This is a genomic window from Salinibacterium amurskyense (assembly GCF_002797685.1).
In the GTDB taxonomy this organism is placed as follows: Bacteria; Actinomycetota; Actinomycetes; order Actinomycetales; family Microbacteriaceae; genus Rhodoglobus; species Rhodoglobus amurskyensis.
In genome coordinates, this window is record NZ_PGFH01000002.1 from 309,584 (window position 1) to 331,794 (window position 22,211).

Below are 22,211 nucleotides of genomic sequence, written 5' to 3' on the forward strand. Positions count from 1 at the left end.
TCCTTTAGCTCGCTCGCGAGCGTCGGTCGGTCCGGGTGCTGCTGCTAGCGCGGCTGCATCCGGATCGCACCGTCGAGCCGAATCACTTCACCGTTGAGCATGGGGTTCTCAACGATGTGCTGCACGAGCGCGGCATACTCCGCCGGTCGTCCCAGCCGCGACGGATGCGGCACTTGCGCGCCGAGGGAATCTTGCGCCTCTTGCGGCAGGCCCGCCATCATCGGCGTCTCGAAGATGCCCGGAGCGATCGTCATCACGCGCAGCAAGCTCGCCGCGAACTCGCGGGCGAGCGGCAGGGTCATGCCGGCGACGCCCGCTTTGGAGGCGGCGTACGAGGGCTGGCCGATCTGGCCGTCGAAGGCGGCGACGGATGCCGTGTTCACGATCACGCCGCGTTCGCCATCGATGGGCTCGGTTTCGACCATCGCGGCCGCAGCGAGCCGGATGACGTTGAACGTGCCCACGAGGTTGATGCCGATCACGGTCTCGAAGGTCTCCAAAGGCAGCACACCCTTGCGGCCGAGCGTCTTGCCCGGCGTCGCAACGCCAGCGCAGTTCACGACGATGCGCAGCGGAGCCACCGAGCCGGCGAGATCGACGGCAGCCTGAACGTCCGCTTCGGAGCGCACATCGGTGGGCGCGAATCGGAAGCCGTGTTCGGCGGCGATGTCGACTCCACGAGAGCTGGGCAGGTCGGCGATGGTGACCTGAGCACCCTGCGCGGCGAGGGCGCGAGCGGTGGCCAAGCCGAGGCCACTGGCGCCGCCGGTGATAAGAGCTGCGGCATCCTGAATCTTCATTAAAGCCTTTCGATGAGGGTTGCGTTGGCCATGCCGCCGCCTTCGCACATGACTTGGAGTCCGAAGCGACCGCCGCTGGCGTCGAGATTGTTGACGAGCGTGGTGAGCAGGCGAGTGCCGGAGGAACCGAGGGCGTGGCCAAGGGCGATGGCGCCGCCGCGGGGGTTCACGATCGTGGGATCGACGGGAAACTCTTGCAGCCAGGCGAGGGCGACCGAAGCGAAAGCTTCGTTGACTTCGATGCTGTCGAGTTGGTCGAGACGGATGCCGCTGCGTTCGAGAATGCGATGCGTGGCGGGAATGATGCCGGTCAGCATCTCGATGGGGTCGGAGCCGACCACCGCAAAGGAATGGAAACGCGCGCGAGGCTTCAGACCGAGGGCGGCCGCCCGCTCTTCGCTCATGATGAGCGCCGCCGAGGCACCATCGGTGAGCGGCGAGGAGTTGCCGGCGGTCACGCGCCACTGAATTTCGGGAAAACGACCGGCGATCTTGGCGTCGTAAAAGACGGGCGAGAGCCCGGAGAGCTTCTCGGCGGTGGTGCCGGGGCGCACGGTTTCGTCGCGGTCGAGACCGGCGAGGGGCAGAATCTCCGAGCTGAAATCGGCGGCAGCGGCGCGAGCGTGCGAGAGAGCCGCATAAACGTCGAGGTCGTCGCGTTCAAGACCCCAGCGTGCGGCAATCAACTCAGCAGAGATGCCCTGAGTGACAAACCCTTCGGGGTACCGATTGCGGATCAAGCGACTCATGCCGCCCTGACCCAGCGTGGCCTGACCGAGGGGATGCGTGCTCATGAGTTCGACACCGCAGGCGATCACGATGTCGTTGACGCCCGCCATGATCGACTGCGCGGCAAAGTGCGCTGCTTGCTGGCTTGAGCCACACTGACGGTCGATCGTGGTGGCGGGCACCGACTCGGGGAACCCTGCAGCGAGAACCGCGGTGCGGGTGACGTTGGCGGCTTGGCGGCCGGATTGCGTGACGCAGCCACCCATCACATCGTCGATCGTGGCCGGGTCGAGATCGTGACGATCGACCAGACTGCGCAATACTACGGCCAGAAGATCGACCGGATGCTCGCTCGAGAGCGCCCCACCAGGTTTTCCCCGGCCCGAAGGCGTTCGAATCGCGTCAACAATGACTGCCGTTGTCATGGCTCAACCCTAACCGCGGGTGCGGGTGCGGGGAAGAGCCACGACAGTGACAGCTTTAGGCGGGTTCGACACCAAACGCGCGAGCCAGCTTGTCAATCTTTTGAGCACGGCCGAGGCGGGGCAGGTCGCTGCCGTCGCGGATGACGCGGCCACGAGCTTCGAAGTCTTCTAGGAAGTCGCGAGCCCACGCCACGTCGGAACGCGTGGGGCTGATGACCTCGTTGATGATCGGGAGTTGCTCGATGTCGAGGCAGAGCTTGCCGGTCATTCCGAGCGAGACGGCCATGTCGCCCTGCTCGCGCAGAACGGGGTGGCTCGTGCCGACGGTCGGGCCATCGATCGGGCCGGGCAGGTTGCCGACGCGGCTGGCGATGACCAAGCGTGAGCGGGGGTAAGCCATAGCGAGGTCGTCAGCACTAGCACCCGTGTCGCGACGGTAGTCGCCACTGCCGAAAGCGAGGCGGTACGCACCGCGGGCGCGGGCGATCGAGACGGCCTCTTCAATTCCGAGAGCCGACTCCACGAGAGCGATCACCGGGGTGACACCCTTGAGGCGGTCGAAGGTTTCCGAAACGTGAGCCGCGGCTTCAGCCTTGGCCAGCATGACGCCACGCAGACCGGGTAGGCCGGCGAGGGCATCCACGTCGTCTGACCAGAAGTCAGAGGCACGGTCGTTGATGCGAACCCAGCCGCTGCCGCCATTGCTCAGCCACTCGACAACAGCGTCGCGGGCGCCCGGCTTGAGGCGCGGGTCAACAGCGTCTTCAACGTCGAGGATGATCTGGTCGGCGCGCGAACGCTCAGCAGCGTCGAAGTCTTCGGGGCGGGTCGCCGCAACCAGAAGCCACGAACGCGCAATCTCGGCGGAAACCTCGTGGGTGGTCGGGTGGTCGGTGGTGCTTTCGGACACGCGTGAACTGCTTTCTTTCAGAAGAGAGGCCACGTTCTCGTGCCACTCGCAGCCTCAAGAGTAGCCGGTGAGGGCGGTCTGCGGCTGAAAATACGGCTTTAGGAGGCGAGCACCTTGGCGATGCGCTGAAGGCTCACCGATTCGGCTGTTCCCAAGTGCTGGGCGAAGAGGCTCAAGCGCAGTTCTTCGAGCATCCAGCGGGCCCGAGCGATCTGTGGTTCGGGATGCTGCTCCAGCGGTAGCGTGCCGCCCGCGTCCTTGTATCGGCGGGTTGCCAACTCGACTTCGGACATCCACCCGCGGTCTCGACCGGGGTTCTCAGTGAGCTTCGTGACGCGGTGTTCGATGCCCTTGAGGTAGACGGGCAAGCGCCGCAGTTGGGTGAGCCCGGTCGCCGAAACGAACCCGGGATAGACGAGGGCATCGAGCTGTTCGCGCGCATCCCCGAGAGGCGCGATCAGATGCATGCTTGTCGCGGCACGAATCGCCTTATCGGCCAATCGCACCCCCGACACAATGGATGCCACGAGCGAGACAGTCGCAAAGAGCGAGTCGACGAGCCCTGCCGAAATTTCGTTGCGCAGCGCCTCGAACTCGGTCTGCTCGAACACCTCGCGGTCGCCCATGACGGAGTCGACGCAGGCGCGCAGGCAGTCATCGAAGAGGGCATTGGTCGAGCGGTACGGGCTCTGCGCGAGCACGAGTTTTTCGTTGCCCGTGAGATGTTCGTTGATGTACCCGAGCGGCGAGGGAATCGCCAACAGCAGCAGGCGACGCACACCACCTTGGTGGGCGATGGCCTGATCGTGCGGGGTCGACATGAGGCGAAGGGAGACCGAGTCGCCGTCATCCACGAGCGCGGGGTAGGCCCGAATGGTGTTGCCGCCGTGCTTCGTGTCGCGAGAGCGGTCGAGCTGCCCGAAGTCCCACGCGGTGATGCCGGAACGTTCGAGAGTGTTTACCGAACGCTCGGGTGATCGCCCAGCGGCGCCTTCAACGGCACGCGCCACACTCTCGCGGGCGGCGGGCTTCAGGCTTGCCTGAAGGCTGCGCAGCGACTTGTTGGCGCCGACCTTCTTGCCGCGCTCGTTGATCACCGCGAAGGTGACCTTGAGATGCGCGGGTACTCGCTCGAGATCGAAGTCGGATGCCGCCACCTTCACATAGGTCAGGCGAGCGATTTCTTTGGCGAGATAGTCAGTGATGCCGGGGCCATCGTTGAGGGCGGCAGCGGCTGGATCGGCCGGAGCGTCCTCGAGCAGGCGGCGAGCCCAGTCGGCGGCGGGCACGACGTTGCGGCGGATCGGTTTCGGCAGTGACTTGATGAGCGCGGTGACAAGTTCTTCGCGCAACCCCGGTACTTGCCAGTCGAAGCCTTCGGGGCGCAGTCCAGCGAGCAGCGGGAGGGGCACGGCAATGGTGACACCGTCATCGTCGGTTCCGGGCTCGAAGCGGTAGGTCAGGCTCAGCGTCTGATCGCCGCGCACCCAGGTGGTGGGAAAGGCGGTCTCGTCGACTTCAGCGTCATCCGCGTTCTCGAGCAGATCGTTGGTGGTGAGCGTGAGCAGGTCGGGGGCGTCGTGGCGCGCCTTTTTCCACCAGCCCTCAAAGTCGCGAACCGAGGCGACGGTGGCGGGGATGCGTTTGTCGTAGAACTCGAAGATCGTTTCGTCGTCGTGCAAGATGTCGCGACGGCGGCTGCGTTCTTCGAGCTGTTCGAGGTCTCGGCGCAGCGCGCGGTTGGAGGCATCGAAGCCCCACACGCGCTTGTCGCGCTTGGTGAGATCGTCTTCGCCCTCCACGAGAGCGTGACGAATGAACAGCTCGCGAGCGGCGGGCAAATCAACGCGCGAGAACTGGATGCGCCGGCGAGCGGCAAGCGTTACGCCGTAGAGCGTCACGCGTTCGAACGCGACCGCAGCGCCCTGTTTCTTCTCCCAGTGCGGTTCGGAATAGCTTCGCTTCACGAGGTCCCCGGCGAGCTTCTCGGCCCACACCGGGTCAATCGCGCCGTTTGTGCGCGCGAAGAGCCTGCTCGTCTCCACCAGTTCGGCGCTCATGATGGCGTTGGGCTGTTTCTTGGCGAGGGCCGAGCCGGGGAAGATGACAAAGCGGGTCTGACGCGCGCCAATGTAGTCGCGCTTCGCGACATCCTTGAGCCCAATGTGGCTGAGCAGGCCAGCCAACAGTGAGCGGTGGATGCCGTCAGGGTTCGAGTGCGCGTCGCCAATAACCAGCCCAAGCGGCTTGGCCATCCGGCTCAACTGGCGGTACACGTCGTGCCATTCGCGCACGCGCAAATAGTTGAGGTACTCGTTCTTGCATAGGCGTCGGAACTGGTTGCCCGAGAGTTCCTTCTGCTTCTCTTCCAGATAGTTCCAAAGGTTAAGCAGGGTGAGAAAGTCGCTTGTGGGGTCGATGAAGCGGGCGTGTTGCTGGTCGGCTTGCGGGCGCTTATCGAGGGGGCGCTCGCGGGGGTCTTGAATGCTGAGCGCGGCGACGATCGCCATGACTTCGCGCGTTGTACCGTGCTGCTTCGATTCGATCACCATGCGGGCGAGGCGCGGGTCGATAGGCAACTGTGTGAGCTGCTTGCCGATGCGGGTGATGCGCGGGGCGGCATCCTTCGCGGCGCTCGCTCCCGCACGGGGACCGTTCATGCTCGACGATGTTTTCGTGCTGCGGATGCCGGCGGTGTTCTCTACGGCGCCGAGCTCGGTCAGCAGGTCAAGACCGTCTTTGATGCCGCGCGAATCGGGTGGCTGCAAGAAGGGGAACTCGGCGATGTTGCCGAGCCCGAGCGACACCATCTGCAGGATGACCGCGGCCAGGTTGGTGCGCAGAATCTCGGGTTCCATGAACTCGGGCCGCGAATTGAAGTCCTCTTCGGAGTAGAGGCGAATCGCAATACCGTTGCTCGTTCGCCCGGAACGCCCTGAACGCTGGTTGGCGCTGGCCTGGCTGATCGCTTCGATCGGGAGACGTTGAATTTTGGCGCGCGTGCTGTAGCGGCTGATGCGCGCGGTTCCCGCATCGATGACGTAGCGGATGCCGGGCACAGTCAAACTGGTTTCGGCCACGTTGGTGGCCAGCACGATCCGGCGTCGCGTGCCGGGAGTGCGGCGTGACTCGAATACACGGTGTTGTTCGGCAGCGCTCAGGCGACCGTAAAGCGGCAGCACCTCGGTGCCTTCGTGCAGCCCGCCACCGCTGATGCGGCCGCGAATTGCTTCTTCGGCATCCCGAATCTCGGTTTCGCCCGAGAGGAAGACGAGCACGTCGCCGTCACTTTCGCGGGCGAGTTCGTCGAGAGCGTCGTTGATGCCCTGCAGGTAGTCGCGGTCGGCGCGGTTGGCGGCCTCTTCTTCAGCGTCTTCCGCTTCCAGTTCTTCAGCAACCAGGGGACGGTAGCGAATCTCGACCGGATAGGTGCGGCCAGACACCTCAATGATCGGTGCGTTGTCGAAGTGTTTGGAGAAGCTTTCGGGGTCGATCGTGGCACTCGTGATGATGATGCTGAGATCGGGGCGCCGGGCGCGAAGTTGCTTCAGGTAGCCGAGGAGAAAGTCCACGGTGAGGCTGCGTTCGTGCGCCTCATCGATGATGATCGCGTCGTACTTTTTGAGGTCGCGGTCGCGGTGGATCTCGTTCAGCAAAATACCGTCGGTCATGAGCTTCACGCGAGTGTTCTTGCCGACGCGGTCGGTGAAGCGCACTTGGTAACCGACGAGGTCACCCATCTCGGTGCCGAGCTCTTCGGCGATGCGCTCGGCCACGGTGCGCGCGGCGATCCGTCGCGGCTGCGTGTGCCCAATGGATGTCTTACCCAGTTCCAGCAGAATCTTGGGTAGCTGGGTGGTTTTTCCGCTACCGGTCGCGCCCGCGATGATCACAACTTGGTTGTCGCGGATGGCCGCCAGAATGTCGTCTTTGCGCTGGCTGACGGGCAGCTCGGGCGGGTACGTCACTACAACGTCAGCGGGCAGCGCGGCTGCGGTGCTGGCGGAGTGAACTTCGGAGGCAGACATAGCCCTTCAGCTTACGCGGTGTGCGCCCTGCGGTGTGCGATCTCGGCGCTCCAGCTAGGGCGTCGGCGTCAACCAGCGCCGCAGCATCCGGGTCACTCCGGGGAGCAGTACGTAGGTCATGACTGGCGTGAGACAGAGCGTGGTGAGCAGCACGCGCACGACGATCGGTAGCGCATCCCAGCCGGGAACGAGCAGCGTCACGAGCAGCGTGAACAGAAGGTTGAGGGGGAAGAACCCCAGCCAGATGGTCACGGCTTGCTTCCAGCGTGGGGGAGCGGCGGGCACGGGCGAAACGAGGCCGGCGTGCTCCACCGTGATTTCGGTGGGCTCGTCGAACCAGCCCTCGATTCCGGTGCGGCGCTCGGTGCGCTGATCGTGCACAAACCCGCTGCCGCTCTGCAGCCACCACGCACGTTCGGGGGATTGTTCCCAGTGCAAGAGTGCTGCGTCATCCGCAAATCGGTACAGCATGTGCCACGTGGTGCTGTTGGTGCCGGCGCGCACCCAACCCGAGCCAAGAAAGCCAGGATAACTGGTGGCAAGGTTGATGCCGGTTTGCATCCAGGCGGTGGCTTCGGCGATGCGCGCTGGGTCGACAGTGCGTTCGATTGAGATCGTGATCGGGGCGTTTTCGGGCGACATGAGCGCACTCCTTATCTGTTGTCCAGCGGCAACAGTGACGGCCGGTGTGGGCTTCGCTGGCGTCAAGTCTAAGTTGGATGCTCTCCCGGGAGGCTGATCGTCGTGTTAAGTCTGTGCAACACCTCTGCAGCCCACAATTGCTGTGGGCTCTCACCCTCCGCTCATCCGCGCACCACCCTCCCTGTGGGGTAGACACAGTTATCCGCGCAGGAATGTGTCGTTCTTGTTGCGAATTGTGCGAATCGTCAGTTTCTATTGCCCTGACGTTCAGCAATACGGTGTAATGGCGGCCATGGGATTGGTCTACGCCGTCCCTTCGACCACCTTTCTACTGGAGGAAAGATGAAGAAGAAGCGCGTCTCAGCTGCCATAGCTGTGCTCGCGGCTGGAGCACTCGCCCTAACAGGGTGTACTCCGCCGTATGAATCAGAAGTTATTGCCGACACCGAAATCACGGTGGCGTGGAATGACCTGATCGATAACTTCAACCAAAGCAGCGCAGCGGGTAACAACACCGCTAACGCCGTTGTGTTGTACATGATGAACTCTGGGTTCTTCTACTACAACAGCGAACCTGCTCTCGTGCGTAACACCGATTTCGGTACGTTCGAGAAGACCAGCGACGACCCGCTGACGGTCAAGTACACGATCAACGACAACGTCACCTGGTCTGATGGAACCCCCATCGACTCCGCTGACTTGCTGCTCGCGTGGACCACCATCTTCGCCGGTGTTGAGGATGCCGAGGGCGCTCCGCTCTTCACTCACGCCAACCCGCGTGGTGACCTCGCTTCGGCTCTGCCGGAGATCGACGACAAGAGCATCACGATCGTGTACGACAAGGCCTACGTTGACTGGGAGATCCAGTTCGACCTCGGTGTTGCCGCTCACGGTGTTGTTTCGCTCGCGTACCCCGAGATCGAAGACCCTGAGGAAGCTAAAGAAGCTTTCGTTGAGGCAGTTCAGAACGACGACGTCGACTGGCTGACCCCGGTTGCCAAGGCATGGAACGACGCCTACCAGGCGCCGAACACTCCCGAAAGCGACCTCGTTGCTCTCTCGAGTGGTGCCTACGTTCTCGACGAGCTCGTAGAAAACGAGTACGTCGCGCTCAAGGCGAACGAGCTCTACACGTGGGGCCCCTCGCCAAAGTACGAACGCATCATCGTTCGTCAGATCGAGGACTCGACCGCTCAGGTTCAGGCCATCGAGAACGGTGACGTTCAAATCGCTGCTGGCCAGCCGACTCCTGACGTGCTTGAGCTCGTCAAGGGACTGGGCAACGCCGACTACGTGACTGCCGATGAGGCAACGTACGAGCACATCGACCTCACGTTCAACAACGGTGGTCCCTTCGACGCTGCCACGTACGGCGGAGACGAAGAGACGGCTAAGGCTGTTCGTCAGGCATTCCTCAAGGTTGTTCCTCGTCAGGAGATCCTCGAGAAGCTGATCAGCCCGCTCAACCCCAACGCTGGACTGCGTGACTCGATCCTTCAGATTCCTGGCGCTCCCGGATATGACGAGATCGCTTCGACCAACGGTTCGGCTGACTACGCCGAGGTTGACATCGAAGGCGCCAAGCAGCTGCTCGCCGATGCCGGAGTGACCACTCCAGTTGAGGTCAAGTTCTGGTACCCCGAGGGCAACGTCCGTCGTGCATCAGAGTTCGAGTTCATCCAGCAGTCGGCTGCACTCGCCGGCTTCACGGTTGTTGACGACTCGGAGCCCACGTGGGCCTTTACCGACAAGGAAGCACTGCCGATTAACCCGCACGACGCGGTTATCTTCGCTTGGCAGTCGACGAGCCTCGCGCTCACCGGTTCTGACCAGTACCTCGGTACCGGCCAGCCCAGCAACTTCGGTGGATACTCCAACACCGAGGTAGACGGACTCCTCAAGGACCTCGAGACCGAGCTGGACCCCGCCGTCCAGACCGAGATCCAGGTTGAGGTCGAGAAGCTGGTGTGGGAAGACGCTTACGGCGTCACCATCTTCCAGTTCCCCGGAATCACCGTCTGGAACAACTCAGTAACGAACGTGGACCCGAGTCCGCTGTCGCCGACCTACTTCTGGAACTTCTGGGAGTGGGCACCGACCGACTCCGAGTAATTACTCGGTAGCGCTCACGAGTGGGCCGGGCTCCTAGTCCGGCCCACTTGCGTGCACGTCGTAATGCCGTTCAACGGCGCTGTTTTTGTTCTGTTTTGCATGCCCCCGAAATGAGGATCTCCGGTGCTGACCTTTGTCGCCAGGCGCCTTGTGGCCACTCTTTTAGTTCTACTTGTGGCCTCATTCATCGTCTATGTACTAACCGCCAATTCCGGTGATCCGCTTCGAGAACTTCGAGGTAGTCGAGATCCCAGCGCTCAAGACCAAATCGCGTACTTGAGTGGGCTGCTCAATCTCGATCAGCCTCCCGTGCTTCGCTACTTCTCCTGGCTCGGAGGAGTCGGGGCCTGCTTCATCGGTCAGTGCGACCTCGGCATCTCCGTCGCCCGCGGCCAGCAGCCCGTGATCGAAGCCATCGGTGGAGCCCTCGGCTCCACGCTTCAACTGGTGCTCGCCGCAACGATCCTCGCGATCGTGATCGGTGTCGCCATCGGAATGACCACCGCTCTTCGTCAGTACAGCGGTTACGACTACGTCGTCACATTCCTCACCTTCGTCTTTTACTCGCTGCCCATTTTCTGGGTCGCGGTGCTCCTCAAAGAGTTCGGCGCCATTCAGTTCAACTCGTTCCTTGGCAACCCCGTCATACCGTGGTGGTCGATACTCATCATCGGTGTCGTGATGGGCTTCATCGCCTCATCGATCGTCGGCGGCGAATTGCGAACCAGGGTTATTTCTTTTGTGAGCGTTGGCGGCGGAATTGCCGCATTGCTCATCCTTCTGGATGTCACTCGTTGGTTTGAGAGCCCCTCCATTGGTTTCGTCGGAATCGCCCTGATGTCGGTGGCGACGGCTGCCGTCGTGCTCTTCACCTCTACCGGTTTCCACAACCGTCGTGCTCTGCTCGCGGTGGGCATCATCGTCGTTCTCACTGTCATCTTGAGCTGGCCGTTCCAGTTCCTCTTCTACTACGTCAACAGCCCGTGGACGGTGCTGCTCGTGCTCGCCATCTTGGTGGGGCTCGGCCTGCTCGTCGGGTTCTTCGTCGGCGGTGACGGCAAGGCCGTCGTTGCTCGGACCGCCGCCATCGTCGGTGGCTTGGGCGTGCTTCCGCTCGTGCTCGACCAGATGTTCATCCGCTGGGACGAGTATGTTGCGCGCATCCCGCTCAGCAACGGTGTGATCGCGACGATCGGTGCTTCGACTCCCGCCATCCGCCGCGTGGATGACACGTGGCTGAACATGCTCGACTCACTGACCCACATGCTGCTGCCCACAATCGCGCTCATGATCATCTCGTTGGCGGCCTACACGCGCTACGCTCGCGCCAGTCTGCTCGACGTGATGAACCAGGACTACGTGCGCACTGCTCGCGCCAAGGGTCTCGGCGAACGAACCGTCGTGATGCGTCACGCCTTCCGCAACGCCATGATCCCGATTGCGACCATCATCGCGCTCGACTTCGGGGCGGTGATCGGTGGTGCCGTGATCACAGAAAGAGTCTTCGCCTGGCAGGCGATGGGCTCCCTCTTCAACGAGGGGCTTCACCGCATCGACGTGAACCTCGTGATGGGCTTCTTCCTCGTTACGGGCATTCTCGCCGTTATCTTCAACGTTATTGCCGACCTCTTGTACTCGGCCCTTGACCCCAGAATTCGGGTGAGCTGATCATGACCGACAAGAAGCCCGTAGTCGACGAACAGTCGTCGGGCCAAGAACTCAGCATCGAACAGCGTGCCACGGTAGGTCTCAGCCAGGGCGCTATCGTGCGCCGCCGCTTCCTGCAGCACCGCGGTGCTGTTGTCTCCGTGTTCGTGTTGCTCTTCCTCGTACTGCTCGCGTTCACCTCGGTGGGCACCGTGATCGGCGGCACCGGAAAGCTCACGCCGGACCCCAGCGGCACCCGCCTCATCGTCGACGGATTCCGCATCCCCGGGTGGTGGGGTTACACCTGGTGGGAGCGCTACGACATCATGCTCCCCGGTGGCGCCCCCACCTTTACGTGGTGGCCGTTCAGCTTTGGCGAGCACCCCTTTGGTCAAGACAACACCGGTAAAGACGTCTTTGCTCGCGTGATGCGCGGCATGCAGCAGTCGCTCAACGTCGTCTTCATCGTGGGAATCATCTCGACCGTTATCGGTGTCGTTCTCGGCGCTCTCGCGGGGTACTACCGCGGGTGGGTTGACCAGGTCATCATGCGTCTTACCGACGTGATCATCATCGTGCCGCTGCTCATCCTCGGTGCCGTTCTCGGCCAGACGATCGGTGGCGACGCGTTCCTGCTGGCCGTCATGATCGGGCTCATTGCGTGGACCGGAATGGCACGACTCGTGCGCGCCGAGTTCCTGAGCCTGCGCGAACGCGAGTTCGTGGACGCAGCCCGGGTGGCTGGTGCCAGCGACTTCCGCATCATCTTCCGCCACATCCTGCCCAACACAGTCGGCGTGATCGTCGTGAGCGCAACGCTGCTGATGAGCGCGGTGATTCTGCTCGAGACCTCACTGAGCTTCCTCGGTTTCGGAATTACGGCTCCGGATATTTCGCTCGGTCAGATCATCAGTGAATACAACGAAGCGTTCAAGACGCGCCCGTGGCTGTTCTGGTGGCCAGGTCTGTTCATCGTGGTGATCGCGCTGTGCATCAACTTCATCGGTGATGGACTGCGCGACGCGTTCGACCCTCGCCAGAAGCGTGTTCCTCGTCAGCGCAGCCTGGGTTCCGAGATTGGCAACTTCTTCAAGGCGTACATTCCCGGCGCACGTCCCGGCGACGGAACGTCCAACAAATGAGTGGGGCGCAGCTAGCCGAACGTCGTGAGCATGCTGAGCAGAGTCAGTGCCACGAGAGCCGCGATGGTGCGCCAGTGCCACGCGACTCGCAACTTCGTGAACTCGCTCGTGGCGTCATCCAGATGTCCAGCATCGCGCAACTGCTCCCAGTGCTTACGGATGACGTATGCAGCCTGTCCGGAATCCGACGTGATGAGGTCGCCGGGTCGCACCGTGCCCGCAAGGTAGCTCGATTCGGGAAGGTTCTTGCCGTCTTGGCGCACAGCGCTGAACACGGCATGACGGCCCGGAGCGGGGGCGGCCCACGCGGTGACCGTGCCATGCGCGGTCTCCAGAGTGAGCGCGTACTTGGTATCGATGCGGCGAATCTCGCGGGCCACGCGACCTCGATGGTGCGCAGTACGTTGCGCAGGGTGACACCCGACGCCGTGACGCGAACATTGGGGCGCCAGAACATGCCCCACGTGAGCAGGCCGAGCAGTCCGAAGACGGGCGCGACCTGCAGAGCATCCAGCCACCGGCCTTGAAAAGCTGTGACAAGAAGTCCCGCTGCGAAGGCAGCAATGACAACAATCGAAAGTACGCGCCCGAATCGCGAGTGCAGGGTGAAGTTTGGCGACACGGAACCATGTTCCCACGAGAGCCACGCATCCAGGGTGAAAGGCGAGACTCCTGATGACTGAATCAGCTACTACCGAGACAACCGCGAAGGTTCCCGCGATCGAGGTCACTGACCTCGGTGTCGACTTTTGGGTCGAGGGCGAGTGGGTTACCGCCGCCAAAAACGTGAGCTACACGCTGCAGGGTGGCGAAGTGCTCGCCATCGTGGGCGAATCGGGGTCGGGTAAGAGCACGAGCGCAATGGGGCTGCTCGGACTTCTGCCAGAGAACGGACGTATCTCGGGCAGCGTGAAGCTGGCCGGTGAAGAACTGGTCGGAGCATCCCTGCACCGTCTGCGCCAATTGCGCGGTGCCGGTATCGCCGTGATCTTCCAAGAGCCCATGACGGCGCTGAACCCCGTGTACACGATCGGGTTCCAGATCGTGGAGGCGCTTCAAGTGCACAACGCCGGCATGCTGCGGGTGGATGCCAAAAAGCGCGCCCTTGAACTGCTCGCGATGGTGGAGCTTCCCGACCCGCAAAAGGCTTTCGACTCGTACCCGCACCAGTTGTCGGGAGGTCAGCGCCAGCGTGCCATGATCGCTCAGTCGATCTCGTGCGACCCTCGCGTGCTCATCGCTGATGAGCCGACGACGGCGCTCGACGTGACCGTGCAGGCTGAGATCTTGGAACTGCTGCATCACTTGCGCTCCAAGCTCGACAGCGCGATCATCCTCATCACCCACGACATGGGTGTCGTTGCCGACCTCGCCGACCGCGTCATGGTCATGAAGGACGGCGAAGTTGTGGAGACGGGAACAGCAGACTCGCTGTTCGCCGGAGCCACGCATCCGTACACTCAGGCACTGCTCGCAGCGGTTCCTCACCTCGGTGAAGCCGGCGAAGCATCCGCCTCGAAGGATGATCGTGAGGTCGTCGTGACGATGACCAACGTCGCCATCGAATACCCCAAGCGTGGCCGGGTTCCCGCATTCCGCGCTGCAGATGACATCAACCTCACGATTCGTCAGGGTGAAGTGCTCGGCTTGGTGGGGGAGTCCGGCTCGGGTAAGACCACGATCGGTCGCGCGGTTGTCGGCCTGCTTCCCGCAGTGGAAGGCACGCTCGACATCGTTGGCACCAATATGGTCGGCATCAACAAGGCCAACTTGCGCGCCGTACGTCGTGACATCGGCATCGTCTTTCAAGACCCGGGTTCTTCTTTGAACCCCCGGATGCCGATCGGCGAGAGCATCGGAGAGCCGATGCGCCTTGGTGGCGGCTTCAGTCGCAAAGACGAGGAAGCCCGCGTGAGCTTGTTGCTCGACCGCGTGCAGCTCTCGGCCCACATGCGTAACCGTTACCCGCACGAGCTTTCGGGTGGTCAGCGTCAGCGCGTCGGAATCGCCCGTGCGCTCGCGCTCAGCCCCAAGCTACTCGTGGCCGACGAGCCTACTTCGGCGCTCGACGTCTCGGTGCAGGCCAAGGTGCTCGAACTCTTTCAAGAGCTTCAAAAGGAACTGGGCTTCGCCTGCCTCTTTGTGACCCACGACCTGGCCGTCATCGACATTCTTGCCGACCGCATCGCTGTGATGCACCGCGGAAAGATCGTCGAGCAGGGCACGCGCGATCAAGTGCTGCGTAATCCCCAAGAGGAATATACGCAACGCCTTATCGCAGCCGTTCCGCTGCCAGACCCTGAGGAACAGCGTCGCCGCCGCAGTGAGCGGGAAGCGCTCTTCTCCTAATACGGAACTTCAGCAGACGGCGGGAACCCGATTCCCGCCGTCTGCTTCCCGTGACCAACCGGGCAAGGAACAGGAAATCTAGTGTTCCGTGCTGGCTGGAGCTAATGTCGTCGACTCGTCACTCGTGGTGGTGTCGGCGATTGCCTTGATGTCGTCTGAGGTGAGGGGAACCCACGGCGAGCCGTCGGGGTCAGAAGAGAACGCCGCAGGGCTGTCGCCCTGGGTCCACCATTTGGCTTCGTAGGGGACTCCGTCGAAGAGCACACGGTCGTCTTCCTCATAAATCGACGTGCCATCCCAGTTCGGGTAGGTGCCCTCGGGCAATGTCGGCACTTCCACCGGCGACTCGCCTTCGAGCACGGGCCCGACGAGCGTCCACGGGGTTTCCCACGCGTTGAGCACGGGGTTGTCAGGCAAGTCGCCCCGCGTCCACCACTTGGCCTGATACACGCTGCGGTGCCAGACGATCTTGGTGCCGGCGAGGTAGCTGGCGTCTTCTTTCCAGATCGGATACGGGCTCGTTGCCGGGTCATCCACGAAGTCCGACGGGTCGGCGGGTTCCTCTGTCGTGATGGTCTTGGCTGAACTCGCGACGTGACCATCGAAGCCCTCGGCAAGAACATCGGCGAAGAACAGGTCGCCCTGCGCTACGCCGCTGCACGAGTCGGAGACGCGCGTGACGTCGGCATAGTTGGGGCCACACGTCGTGTCGCGGTTGAGCGACCACATCGACATGCGCCCTGCGCCCTTCTCAAGCGCGAATTCATTGAGCGTAACGGCGTCTTTCATGGTGAAGACCTCAGCCTCGACATCGTTCTGGCCGATCATCGGGGTAGCACCGAGCTTGGTCCAGAGCGTGGCATCCGTGAGCTCAATACCGGCTTGTTCGTAGAGCACACCGAGCTGGCGGTGCGTCTCCTGAAGCGAACGAATGGATGCTTCTCCGCTCGTTTCTCCATCGGCAAGACTCTGGCCGAAGTTCATCGTCATGATGTTGACGCCTGATACGTCGACTCCGGCATCGAGCATCTGCGCGACGGCGGTCGTGCCATCCTCGGTGAGGCCGAAGGTGGCAGCGGGGAGCGTGAGCCAGACCGCGAGGTCGTCGCCAGCGGCACGACGCGACTGCTGCAGGCTCGCGATGGCGGCCGCGCGACGTTCACCGGCAGCGGTGTCGCTGAGGTTCTCGCCCTCGATATCGAGGTCGATCGTCGTGGAGGCGTAGCGGTCGAGCACGGAATTGTAGGCGGCGACGAGAGCGTCGTGATCGGTGCATCCGGTCGCTAGTTCGTCGTTGAGGAGCCCGCCGAAGGAGACAGCGACGTCGCCGCCCTGCTGCTGCAGGCGAGCGATGCGGCGGTCAAGGTCGAGCGAAACGGCAGCCTCATCCATTGTGTAGGCAGTGCCCCACGTGGGGGTGCAGGCATCATCGGTAGCGGCAACGATGAAGGACAGCATGACCTCTTTGCCGCTCTCGCTTGTCGCAGATTCGAACTCGTAGCTGGGCGTAGCCGTGACATCGACATACGCGGCGAACCACGGGTCGGGTGCCGGAGCGGCCTGGGTGGATGCCCAGGCTTGGTAGGCAAACATGCCTCCGGAGGCGACAGCGATCGCTACGATCGCAGCGATAACTAGTCGCCAGAAGGAGAGTCGGTGGGTTGCGGAACTCATGATCGCACCTCTCTTGCTTCGTCAACGGGCGGGAGCATTTCGGCGAAAACAATGGAGTCGCGCACCTTGGAGTGCACTCCGCTGTCGTCGCCGTAGTACAGGATCGAGCGCCAGTCGAGCGTTGTCGGCTCGGGGGCGGTGCTCTCTTTCTTCTTCGATTTCTTGGGGCCACGCTCGACGAAAAGCGGGCGTGTGACACCCAGCCAGATGTCGACCACGGTGTTCCAAATGCCGATGTAGGAGACGAGCGCGAGGCCGGCGAGAACCGTGTTGAACGCGGCGAAGGCGGCGTTGCCCCAGTTCTCGGCGTTGAGGTCACGCCAGAACGTGAAGGCCGAGAAACCGATGATGATGAGGGGCGAGATTACGTAGAGCAGCGGGGTCGCCGTGCGGTTGCGCACCTTGGGCGTGCGCGCGAACGGAATCTTCTTGCTCGTAATGGCCTGTTCAATGGACTTGATGACACCGGCAAGGTTCACGGGCAACAGAATCAGGTTGAAGCCGTAGATTCGGAAGATGTCAGTGAACTTGTACCCGCAGTAGCGCAGGTCGGCTCCCATCGACAAGAAGTAGGGAACAGCGGCAAGCAGCACAACCGGGCTGAGCAGACGGCTGTCGTAGGGGTATGCGAGCAGGAACACGAGGCCGAAGCTGGCCCACGCGATCGAGGTCATGTAGTTCACGCGTAAGAAGAACTCGGTCCACTGCACCGTTTCGCCCCGAGCGCGACGCTCGCGCATTTGGCGCAGCAGCTTCGGCATGATCAGCAATCCACCGTTCGCCCAGCGGCGACGCTGAACAACGAGCGAGCCGAAGTCGGGCGGAGTCGCGCTGTAGCTGAGGCGCTCGGGGTAGTTCACGAGCGTCCAACCGTGGGCACCCAGGTCGATGCTCGATTCGGTGTCTTCGATGACCGTGCGGTCTTGAACGAAGCGCTTGACGGTGAAGCCGCCCTCGGTTTCGGTCTCGACAATGTCATCCAGAGCTGCCTTGCGGATGACGGCGTTGGCGCCCACCCAGAAGGTTGCACCGTAGTAGGACTTGCCCTGATGAAGGATGTGCTGCAGGTCGGTCGTGGCTCCGGCAAGACGCTCGATGCGCGTGCTTGCTCCGCGAAAGGAGGAATACGGCGTCTGCGTTACGGCAACGCGAGCGTTGTCTTTTTGCTCGAGCAGATAGACGAGGCGCAGGCAGTAATCGCGCAGCAGCAGCGAGTCGGCGTCGAGCGTGAGGAGGTATTCCGAATCGGGAATAGAGAGGTCGCCAGCTTCGGCGCGTGCGACGGGGCGCAACACCGTTCCATCGGGAGTCTCTTCGGGGCGGTAGTTGCCGCCCATGAGGCCGATGTACGCGTTGAGGTTCATCGCCTTATTCGCTTCGTGCGAGACCGAGGCGTAAAGCTTGCGTTCGAATGTCGAGAGCGTGGCGTCGAAGGTGCGCGAGAGACGGCGGTAGAGCTCGTGCAGTCGTGCTGCCGGCGGAACCATGCGCTCGTTGAGGGCTGCGCCCAGAGCATCCGCGGTGAGCTGCAACTCGTCCGCAAGCCCCAACAGAACCTGCGATACGAAAAACTCATCGACGTGATCGATGCGCTGTTCGTTCTCGGCCTTGGTCTGAAGCCAAATGGCGGCCCAGCGATACTCGTCGGCAAGATCGTTGACCTCGGAGAGCCCCAGGGGGCGCTTCTGCTCGAGACGCTGCTCGAAGGCCGAGAGCGCCCCGATAAAGCGTGCACGCGGTACTGCGAGCTCAGACTGGATCTGTTCTGTCAGCAACCGTGACTTCGACAGCTGTGCTGCGGCATCCGGATCGCTGGGGAAGGGCGGGTCGTCGAGCAAGAGCACCACGCTGAGGCTCGGGTACTCCTGGAGACAGGCTGACCAGAGAGTGGCGCGAACGACATCCGGCTCTTCGCTGTAGCTGGGGACCAGCACGGTGATGGAACCCTGATTGTCAGCAAAGTGGCGGTCGAGTTCGGCACGCGGCACTCGAGCGTGCGCCCGGAAGCGCTGGTAGGCGCCGTGGCGTGCAATCAAGTACATGAGCGCGGAGAACGTCAAGAACGTCACCACGATCAGGTACGACACTGCTTCTGCCGTGAAGCGGAAGCTCTCGGTGCCGTTGTTGATGAACTGACGCAGGATCGTATAGATCACGTACGTCAGCCAAAAGACAACGGTGGCGACAATCGCTAGGCGAGCGAGCGCGATGGTGCGATCGCTCGGCGCGGGATGAACGGTGGGCAGCGGTTCGAGGCGTGATTCAGCGCCCCATTGGCGACGCCGGGCAGGCGCAACCATAGGATTTTTGGGCATGATGGTTAGGTCCCCTTGTGCAAGATCGGCGATTTTCGGGTAATCGCCGTCGGGTATCTTGCACGCCCAGTATTAGTACTGGGCCTAGTCTTTGCAAGAAAATGCTACGGGACGACTAATTGGTCTACTCGCCAAAAGCGGTCTAGTAAGCTGCGGAAACGCCTTGAATAACGTTGTTCACCCGGGGGAGGAATGGATGCCTCGCACCATCGCCATCATTGGCGCTGGTCCTTCAGGACTTGCTGCTGCCCGCGCACTCGATAAGGCAGGCATTGCGTACGTCGGATTCGAGTCCGCGGCCGACGTCGGAGGCCTCTGGAACATCGATAACCCGCGCAGCACAATGTACGAATCTGCGCACCTCATTTCCTCGCGCACGACGACCGAGTTTCGCGAACTGCCGATGCAGTCGACTGCCGACTACCCAAGCCATCGTGAACTGCGCAAGTACTTTCGGGCGTACAGCGATCGCTTCGATCTGGGTGAGAACTTTCTCTTCAACACCACGGTAGAACGGCTCGAGCCCACCGACGATGGCGGCTGGGATGTCACGAGCGTGACGCGCGGCTATGTGCCGCGAACGAAACGATTCGACGGCGTGATCTTGGCTAACGGCACTTTGGCTCACCCCAGCATCCCGCAGTTTGAGGGAGAATTTGCTGGTCAGATCATTCATTCGAGTGAGTACAAGAAAGCTCGCATCTTTGCGGGCAAGCGGGTGCTGGTTGTGGGCGCAGGCAACAGCGGCTGCGATATTGCGGTGGATGCGGTGCACCACGCCAACAGCATTGACCTGAGTGTGCGGCGGGGGTACTACTTCGTGCCGCGCTACCTGTTCGGCAAACCAGCGGACACCCTGAACCAGGGCCGACCGCTGCCGGCGAAGATTAAGCAGTTCATCGACACGCGCGTGCTGAAGGCCTTTACGGGTGACCCGGTGAAGTTCGGTTTTCCGCCCGCGGACTACAAGATCTATGAGTCGCACCCCATCGTGAACACGCTAGTGCTGGGGCACCTCGGCCAGGGCGACCTGCGAGTGGTGCCCGCGCCGGAGCGCTTCGAGGGCAATACCGTGCACTTCACCGACGGCACGGAAGCCGATTACGACCTCATTGTCTTGGCTACCGGTTACTCCTTGGACTACCCCTTTGTTGACCGTGAGCACCTTAATTGGTCTTCCCTCGCCCCCGAGCTCTATCTCAACATTTTCCCGCCCAGCTTCAATGGTCTTTATGTCATGGGAATGATTGAGGCCAGTGGCATTGGGTGGCAGGGCCGGTACGAACAAGCGGAACTGCTCGCGGCCTACCTCGCCGCTCAAGACGAAGCTCCCCGGGCTGCGGCGCACTTTCGCGCGCAGGTTGAACAACCGTGGCCCGATCTCACCGGCGGCTACAAGTATTTGGCGCTGGAACGCATGTCGTACTACGTCAATAAGGATGCCTATCGGCGCGCAGTGCGGCGCGCTCGTGAGGCCCTTACCCGTAAGGCACGCGACATTAAGGAACAGTCATGACCATCGATGATGCGCTGCTCAACTTCAGTCCGGGCTCGCTCATCGCGCTGAGCATTGTGCTCGGCCTCATCATGTTCGGCATCGCCCTCGATACGAGCATCGACGACTTTCGAGCGGTATTGAAAGCTCCCCGCGCCTTCGCGATCTCCCTTGTTGCTCAGCTCGTGCTCTTGCCCGCCGTCACATTCGGACTCACGCTACTGCTGCAGGTCGGGCCCTCTATTGCGCTCGGGATGATTCTGGTTGCGTGTTGTCCGCCGGGAAATATTTCCCAGGTTCTCACCTATCGAGCGCGGGGCAACGTTGCTCTCTCGGTCTCGATGACGGCGGTCACCAACGTGATTTACATCGTCATGTTGCCGGTGAACCTGTCGCTGTGGGGAGGCTGGCACCCCACAGCATCCGCGATCCTTGAAAATGTCAGTCTCAACGGTTGGCAGATGCTGCTGGAGATCGTTCTGATTATTGGGCTGCCGTTCGTGCTCGGTTTCGCGATCAAGAACCGCTGGCCGGCATTCGCCAAGAAGGTGCAGCCCACCGTGAAATGGATCAGCCTGCTGGCACTGCTGGGGTTCATCATCGCGGCGCTTGCCGGTAACTTCGCATTCTTCATTTCCTACGTTGGCGTTGTCTTGCTGGCTGTCTTCTTGCACGACGCCGTTGCGCTCGGCCTTGGTTACGCCAGTGCGCGTCTTGGAGGTCTGGCGCTCTACGAAGCCAAAGCGGTGACCTTTGAAGTGGGAATTCGCAATGCGGGGCTGGGGTTGGGATTGGTGTTCACCTTCTTTGGGGGACTTGGCGGAATGGCCGTTGTTGCGGGATGGTGGGGTATCTGGGACATCATCGCCGGGCTCGCACTGGCGACCTGGTGGGGTCGCCGCAAGGCACGGGGTGCCACAGACAGCTCGGGGCCGAATTCCGGTAGCTCAGCAAACGAAGCGGAGGCACACGCGTGAGTCGAGTTCTTGTGACGGGTGGCACCGGATTCTTGGGCACCTCGGTAGTGGCAGGGTTGGCTGCATCCGACGCGATTGAATGCGTGGTCAGCGCCGATATTCGAGCTCCCAGCCCTGGCGTGCGACTGCCGGGGGTGCTGTACGAACGCGTTGACGTGACGGATGCCCCTGACCTGCCCGAGCTGTTGCGTCGCCACGAGATCGACACCGTCGTTCATCTGGCTTCCATCGTGAACCCGGGCAAGAGCACCACGGTCACTCAAGAATTTGCGGTCGACGTTGAGGGTTCGCGCGCCGTGTTCGACGCCTGCGTTGCGGCTGGAGTCTCGCGCGTGGTCGTGTCGTCGAGTGGTGCGGCTTACGGTTACCACCCGAATAATGCTGAGTGGATTGTTGAGAGCGACCCCATTCGTGGCAATGATGACTTTCCATATAGCCGTCACAAGCGCATGGTCGAAGAGATGCTGGCCGAGTTGCGCGAAACGGCACCGCAACTGACGCAGACAGTGTTTCGTATCGGCACCATCTTGGGCCCGGCGGTCGACAATCAGATCACGGCATTGTGGGAGACCCGACGTGTGCTGAAGCTCGCTGGCTCAGACAGCCCGTTTGTGTTCGTCTGGGTGGATGACGTTGTCGAGGTCATGGTGCGTGCCGCCAGTGGTGGCCCGGCCGGGATTTTCAACGTCGCGGGAAACGGCAAGATGACGGTCGCGGAGATCGCGAGCGCGCTCGGCAAGAAGATGTTTGTGATTCCGCCGTGGTTGTTCACTGTGGCGTTGGGCATTGGCCACGCCCTCAAGCTCACGCCCCACAAGCCTGCTCAGGTCAACTTTCTGCTGTATCGGCCCGTGCTCGACAACACTGCGCTCAAGAACACCTTCGGCTTCACCCCGAGCAAAACGAGCCGGGAAGCATTCGCCGCTTACCTCGAGGCTCGTGCACTGCGCTGATCTGTATACATTT

At 62.1% G+C, this 22,211-nt stretch carries 15 protein-coding genes and 1 pseudogene; 7 read left to right on the plus strand and 9 right to left on the minus strand.

Features of this window, described 5'->3' with window-relative positions; translation table 11 throughout:
- Nucleotides 1–44: 44 nt before the first annotated feature.
- From CLV85_RS10635 to CLV85_RS10655, 5 genes are all read right to left on the minus strand, one after another.
- Nucleotides 45–800 (minus strand): 3-hydroxyacyl-CoA dehydrogenase, encoded by a 756-nt coding sequence (locus tag CLV85_RS10635; RefSeq protein WP_100389601.1) that lies wholly within the window; start codon nt 798–800, stop codon nt 45–47.
- The gene (locus CLV85_RS10640; RefSeq protein ID WP_100389602.1) at nt 800–1,954 is read right to left on the minus strand and encodes a thiolase family protein; all 1,155 of its coding nucleotides are present in this window, start codon (nt 1,952–1,954) and stop codon (nt 800–802) included. The genes CLV85_RS10635 and CLV85_RS10640 overlap by 1 nt, the downstream gene beginning before the upstream one ends.
- A gap of 55 nt (nt 1,955–2,009) precedes the next feature.
- On the minus strand, nt 2,010–2,864 hold the full coding sequence (locus CLV85_RS10645) for an HpcH/HpaI aldolase/citrate lyase family protein (RefSeq protein ID WP_100389603.1): 855 nt from the start codon (nt 2,862–2,864) through the stop codon (nt 2,010–2,012).
- Nucleotides 2,865–2,962: 98 nt separating this feature from the next.
- A complete protein-coding gene (gene hrpA / locus CLV85_RS10650) occupies nt 2,963–6,892 on the minus strand; it encodes an ATP-dependent RNA helicase HrpA (protein WP_189621921.1) in 3,930 nt (1,309 codons plus the stop codon).
- 54 nt (nt 6,893–6,946) lie between these two features.
- Complete coding sequence (locus CLV85_RS10655) at nt 6,947–7,534, minus strand: antibiotic biosynthesis monooxygenase (protein WP_100389604.1); 588 nt, start codon at nt 7,532–7,534, stop codon at nt 6,947–6,949.
- Between the two features lie 342 nt (nt 7,535–7,876).
- Between CLV85_RS10655 and CLV85_RS10660 the strand changes: the two genes are divergently transcribed.
- The 3 genes from CLV85_RS10660 (at nt 7,877) to CLV85_RS10670 (ending at nt 12,435) form a co-directional block, all read left to right on the plus strand.
- Entirely contained in the window at nt 7,877–9,646 is a 1,770-nt protein-coding gene (locus CLV85_RS10660; protein ID WP_100389605.1) for an ABC transporter family substrate-binding protein, read from the plus strand.
- Nucleotides 9,647–9,796: 150 nt separating this feature from the next.
- Complete coding sequence (locus CLV85_RS10665; protein ID WP_373296761.1) at nt 9,797–11,314, plus strand: ABC transporter permease; 1,518 nt, start codon at nt 9,797–9,799, stop codon at nt 11,312–11,314.
- A gap of 2 nt (nt 11,315–11,316) precedes the next feature.
- The gene (locus CLV85_RS10670; protein WP_100389607.1) at nt 11,317–12,435 is read left to right on the plus strand and encodes an ABC transporter permease; all 1,119 of its coding nucleotides are present in this window, start codon (nt 11,317–11,319) and stop codon (nt 12,433–12,435) included.
- An 11-nt stretch (nt 12,436–12,446) separates the two neighbouring features.
- On the opposite strand, the gene CLV85_RS13535 is transcribed toward CLV85_RS10670, so the two are convergent.
- The gene (locus tag CLV85_RS13535) at nt 12,447–12,815 is read right to left on the minus strand and encodes a hypothetical protein (RefSeq protein ID WP_229820542.1); all 369 of its coding nucleotides are present in this window, start codon (nt 12,813–12,815) and stop codon (nt 12,447–12,449) included.
- 17 nt (nt 12,816–12,832) lie between these two features.
- Nucleotides 12,833–12,892, minus strand: a pseudogene (locus CLV85_RS13645) (hypothetical protein); the annotation flags it as partial.
- A gap of 218 nt (nt 12,893–13,110) precedes the next feature.
- On the opposite strand from CLV85_RS13645, the gene CLV85_RS10680 reads away from it, so the two are divergent.
- Nucleotides 13,111–14,784: an ABC transporter ATP-binding protein gene (locus tag CLV85_RS10680; protein ID WP_100389609.1), complete on the plus strand. Its 1,674-nt coding sequence runs from the start codon at nt 13,111–13,113 to the stop codon at nt 14,782–14,784.
- A gap of 78 nt (nt 14,785–14,862) precedes the next feature.
- Here CLV85_RS10680 and CLV85_RS10685 read toward each other — a convergent pair whose 3' ends face one another.
- Nucleotides 14,863–16,458: a chitinase gene (locus tag CLV85_RS10685; RefSeq protein ID WP_100389610.1), complete on the minus strand. Its 1,596-nt coding sequence runs from the start codon at nt 16,456–16,458 to the stop codon at nt 14,863–14,865.
- Nucleotides 16,455–18,773 carry a glycosyltransferase family 2 protein gene (locus CLV85_RS10690; RefSeq protein ID WP_100389611.1) on the minus strand — a complete coding sequence of 773 codons (2,319 nt, stop codon included), beginning with the start codon at nt 18,771–18,773 and terminating at the stop codon, nt 16,455–16,457. Before CLV85_RS10690 ends, CLV85_RS10685 begins: the two co-directional genes overlap by 4 nt.
- 196 nt (nt 18,774–18,969) lie before the next feature.
- Between CLV85_RS10690 and CLV85_RS10695 the strand changes: the two genes are divergently transcribed.
- Genes CLV85_RS10695 through CLV85_RS10705 form a run of 3 tightly spaced genes read left to right on the plus strand, consistent with a single transcriptional unit; the run spans nt 18,970 to nt 22,198 of the window.
- Entirely contained in the window at nt 18,970–20,289 is a 1,320-nt protein-coding gene (locus CLV85_RS10695; RefSeq protein WP_100389612.1) for a flavin-containing monooxygenase, read from the plus strand.
- Entirely contained in the window at nt 20,286–21,245 is a 960-nt protein-coding gene (locus CLV85_RS10700; protein ID WP_100389613.1) for a bile acid:sodium symporter family protein, read from the plus strand. The genes CLV85_RS10695 and CLV85_RS10700 overlap by 4 nt, the downstream gene beginning before the upstream one ends.
- Nucleotides 21,242–22,198, plus strand: a complete 957-nt coding sequence (locus CLV85_RS10705) for an NAD-dependent epimerase/dehydratase family protein (RefSeq protein WP_100389614.1) — start codon at nt 21,242–21,244, stop codon at nt 22,196–22,198. The genes CLV85_RS10700 and CLV85_RS10705 overlap by 4 nt, the downstream gene beginning before the upstream one ends.
- The last annotated feature ends 13 nt before the right edge of the window (nt 22,199–22,211 follow it).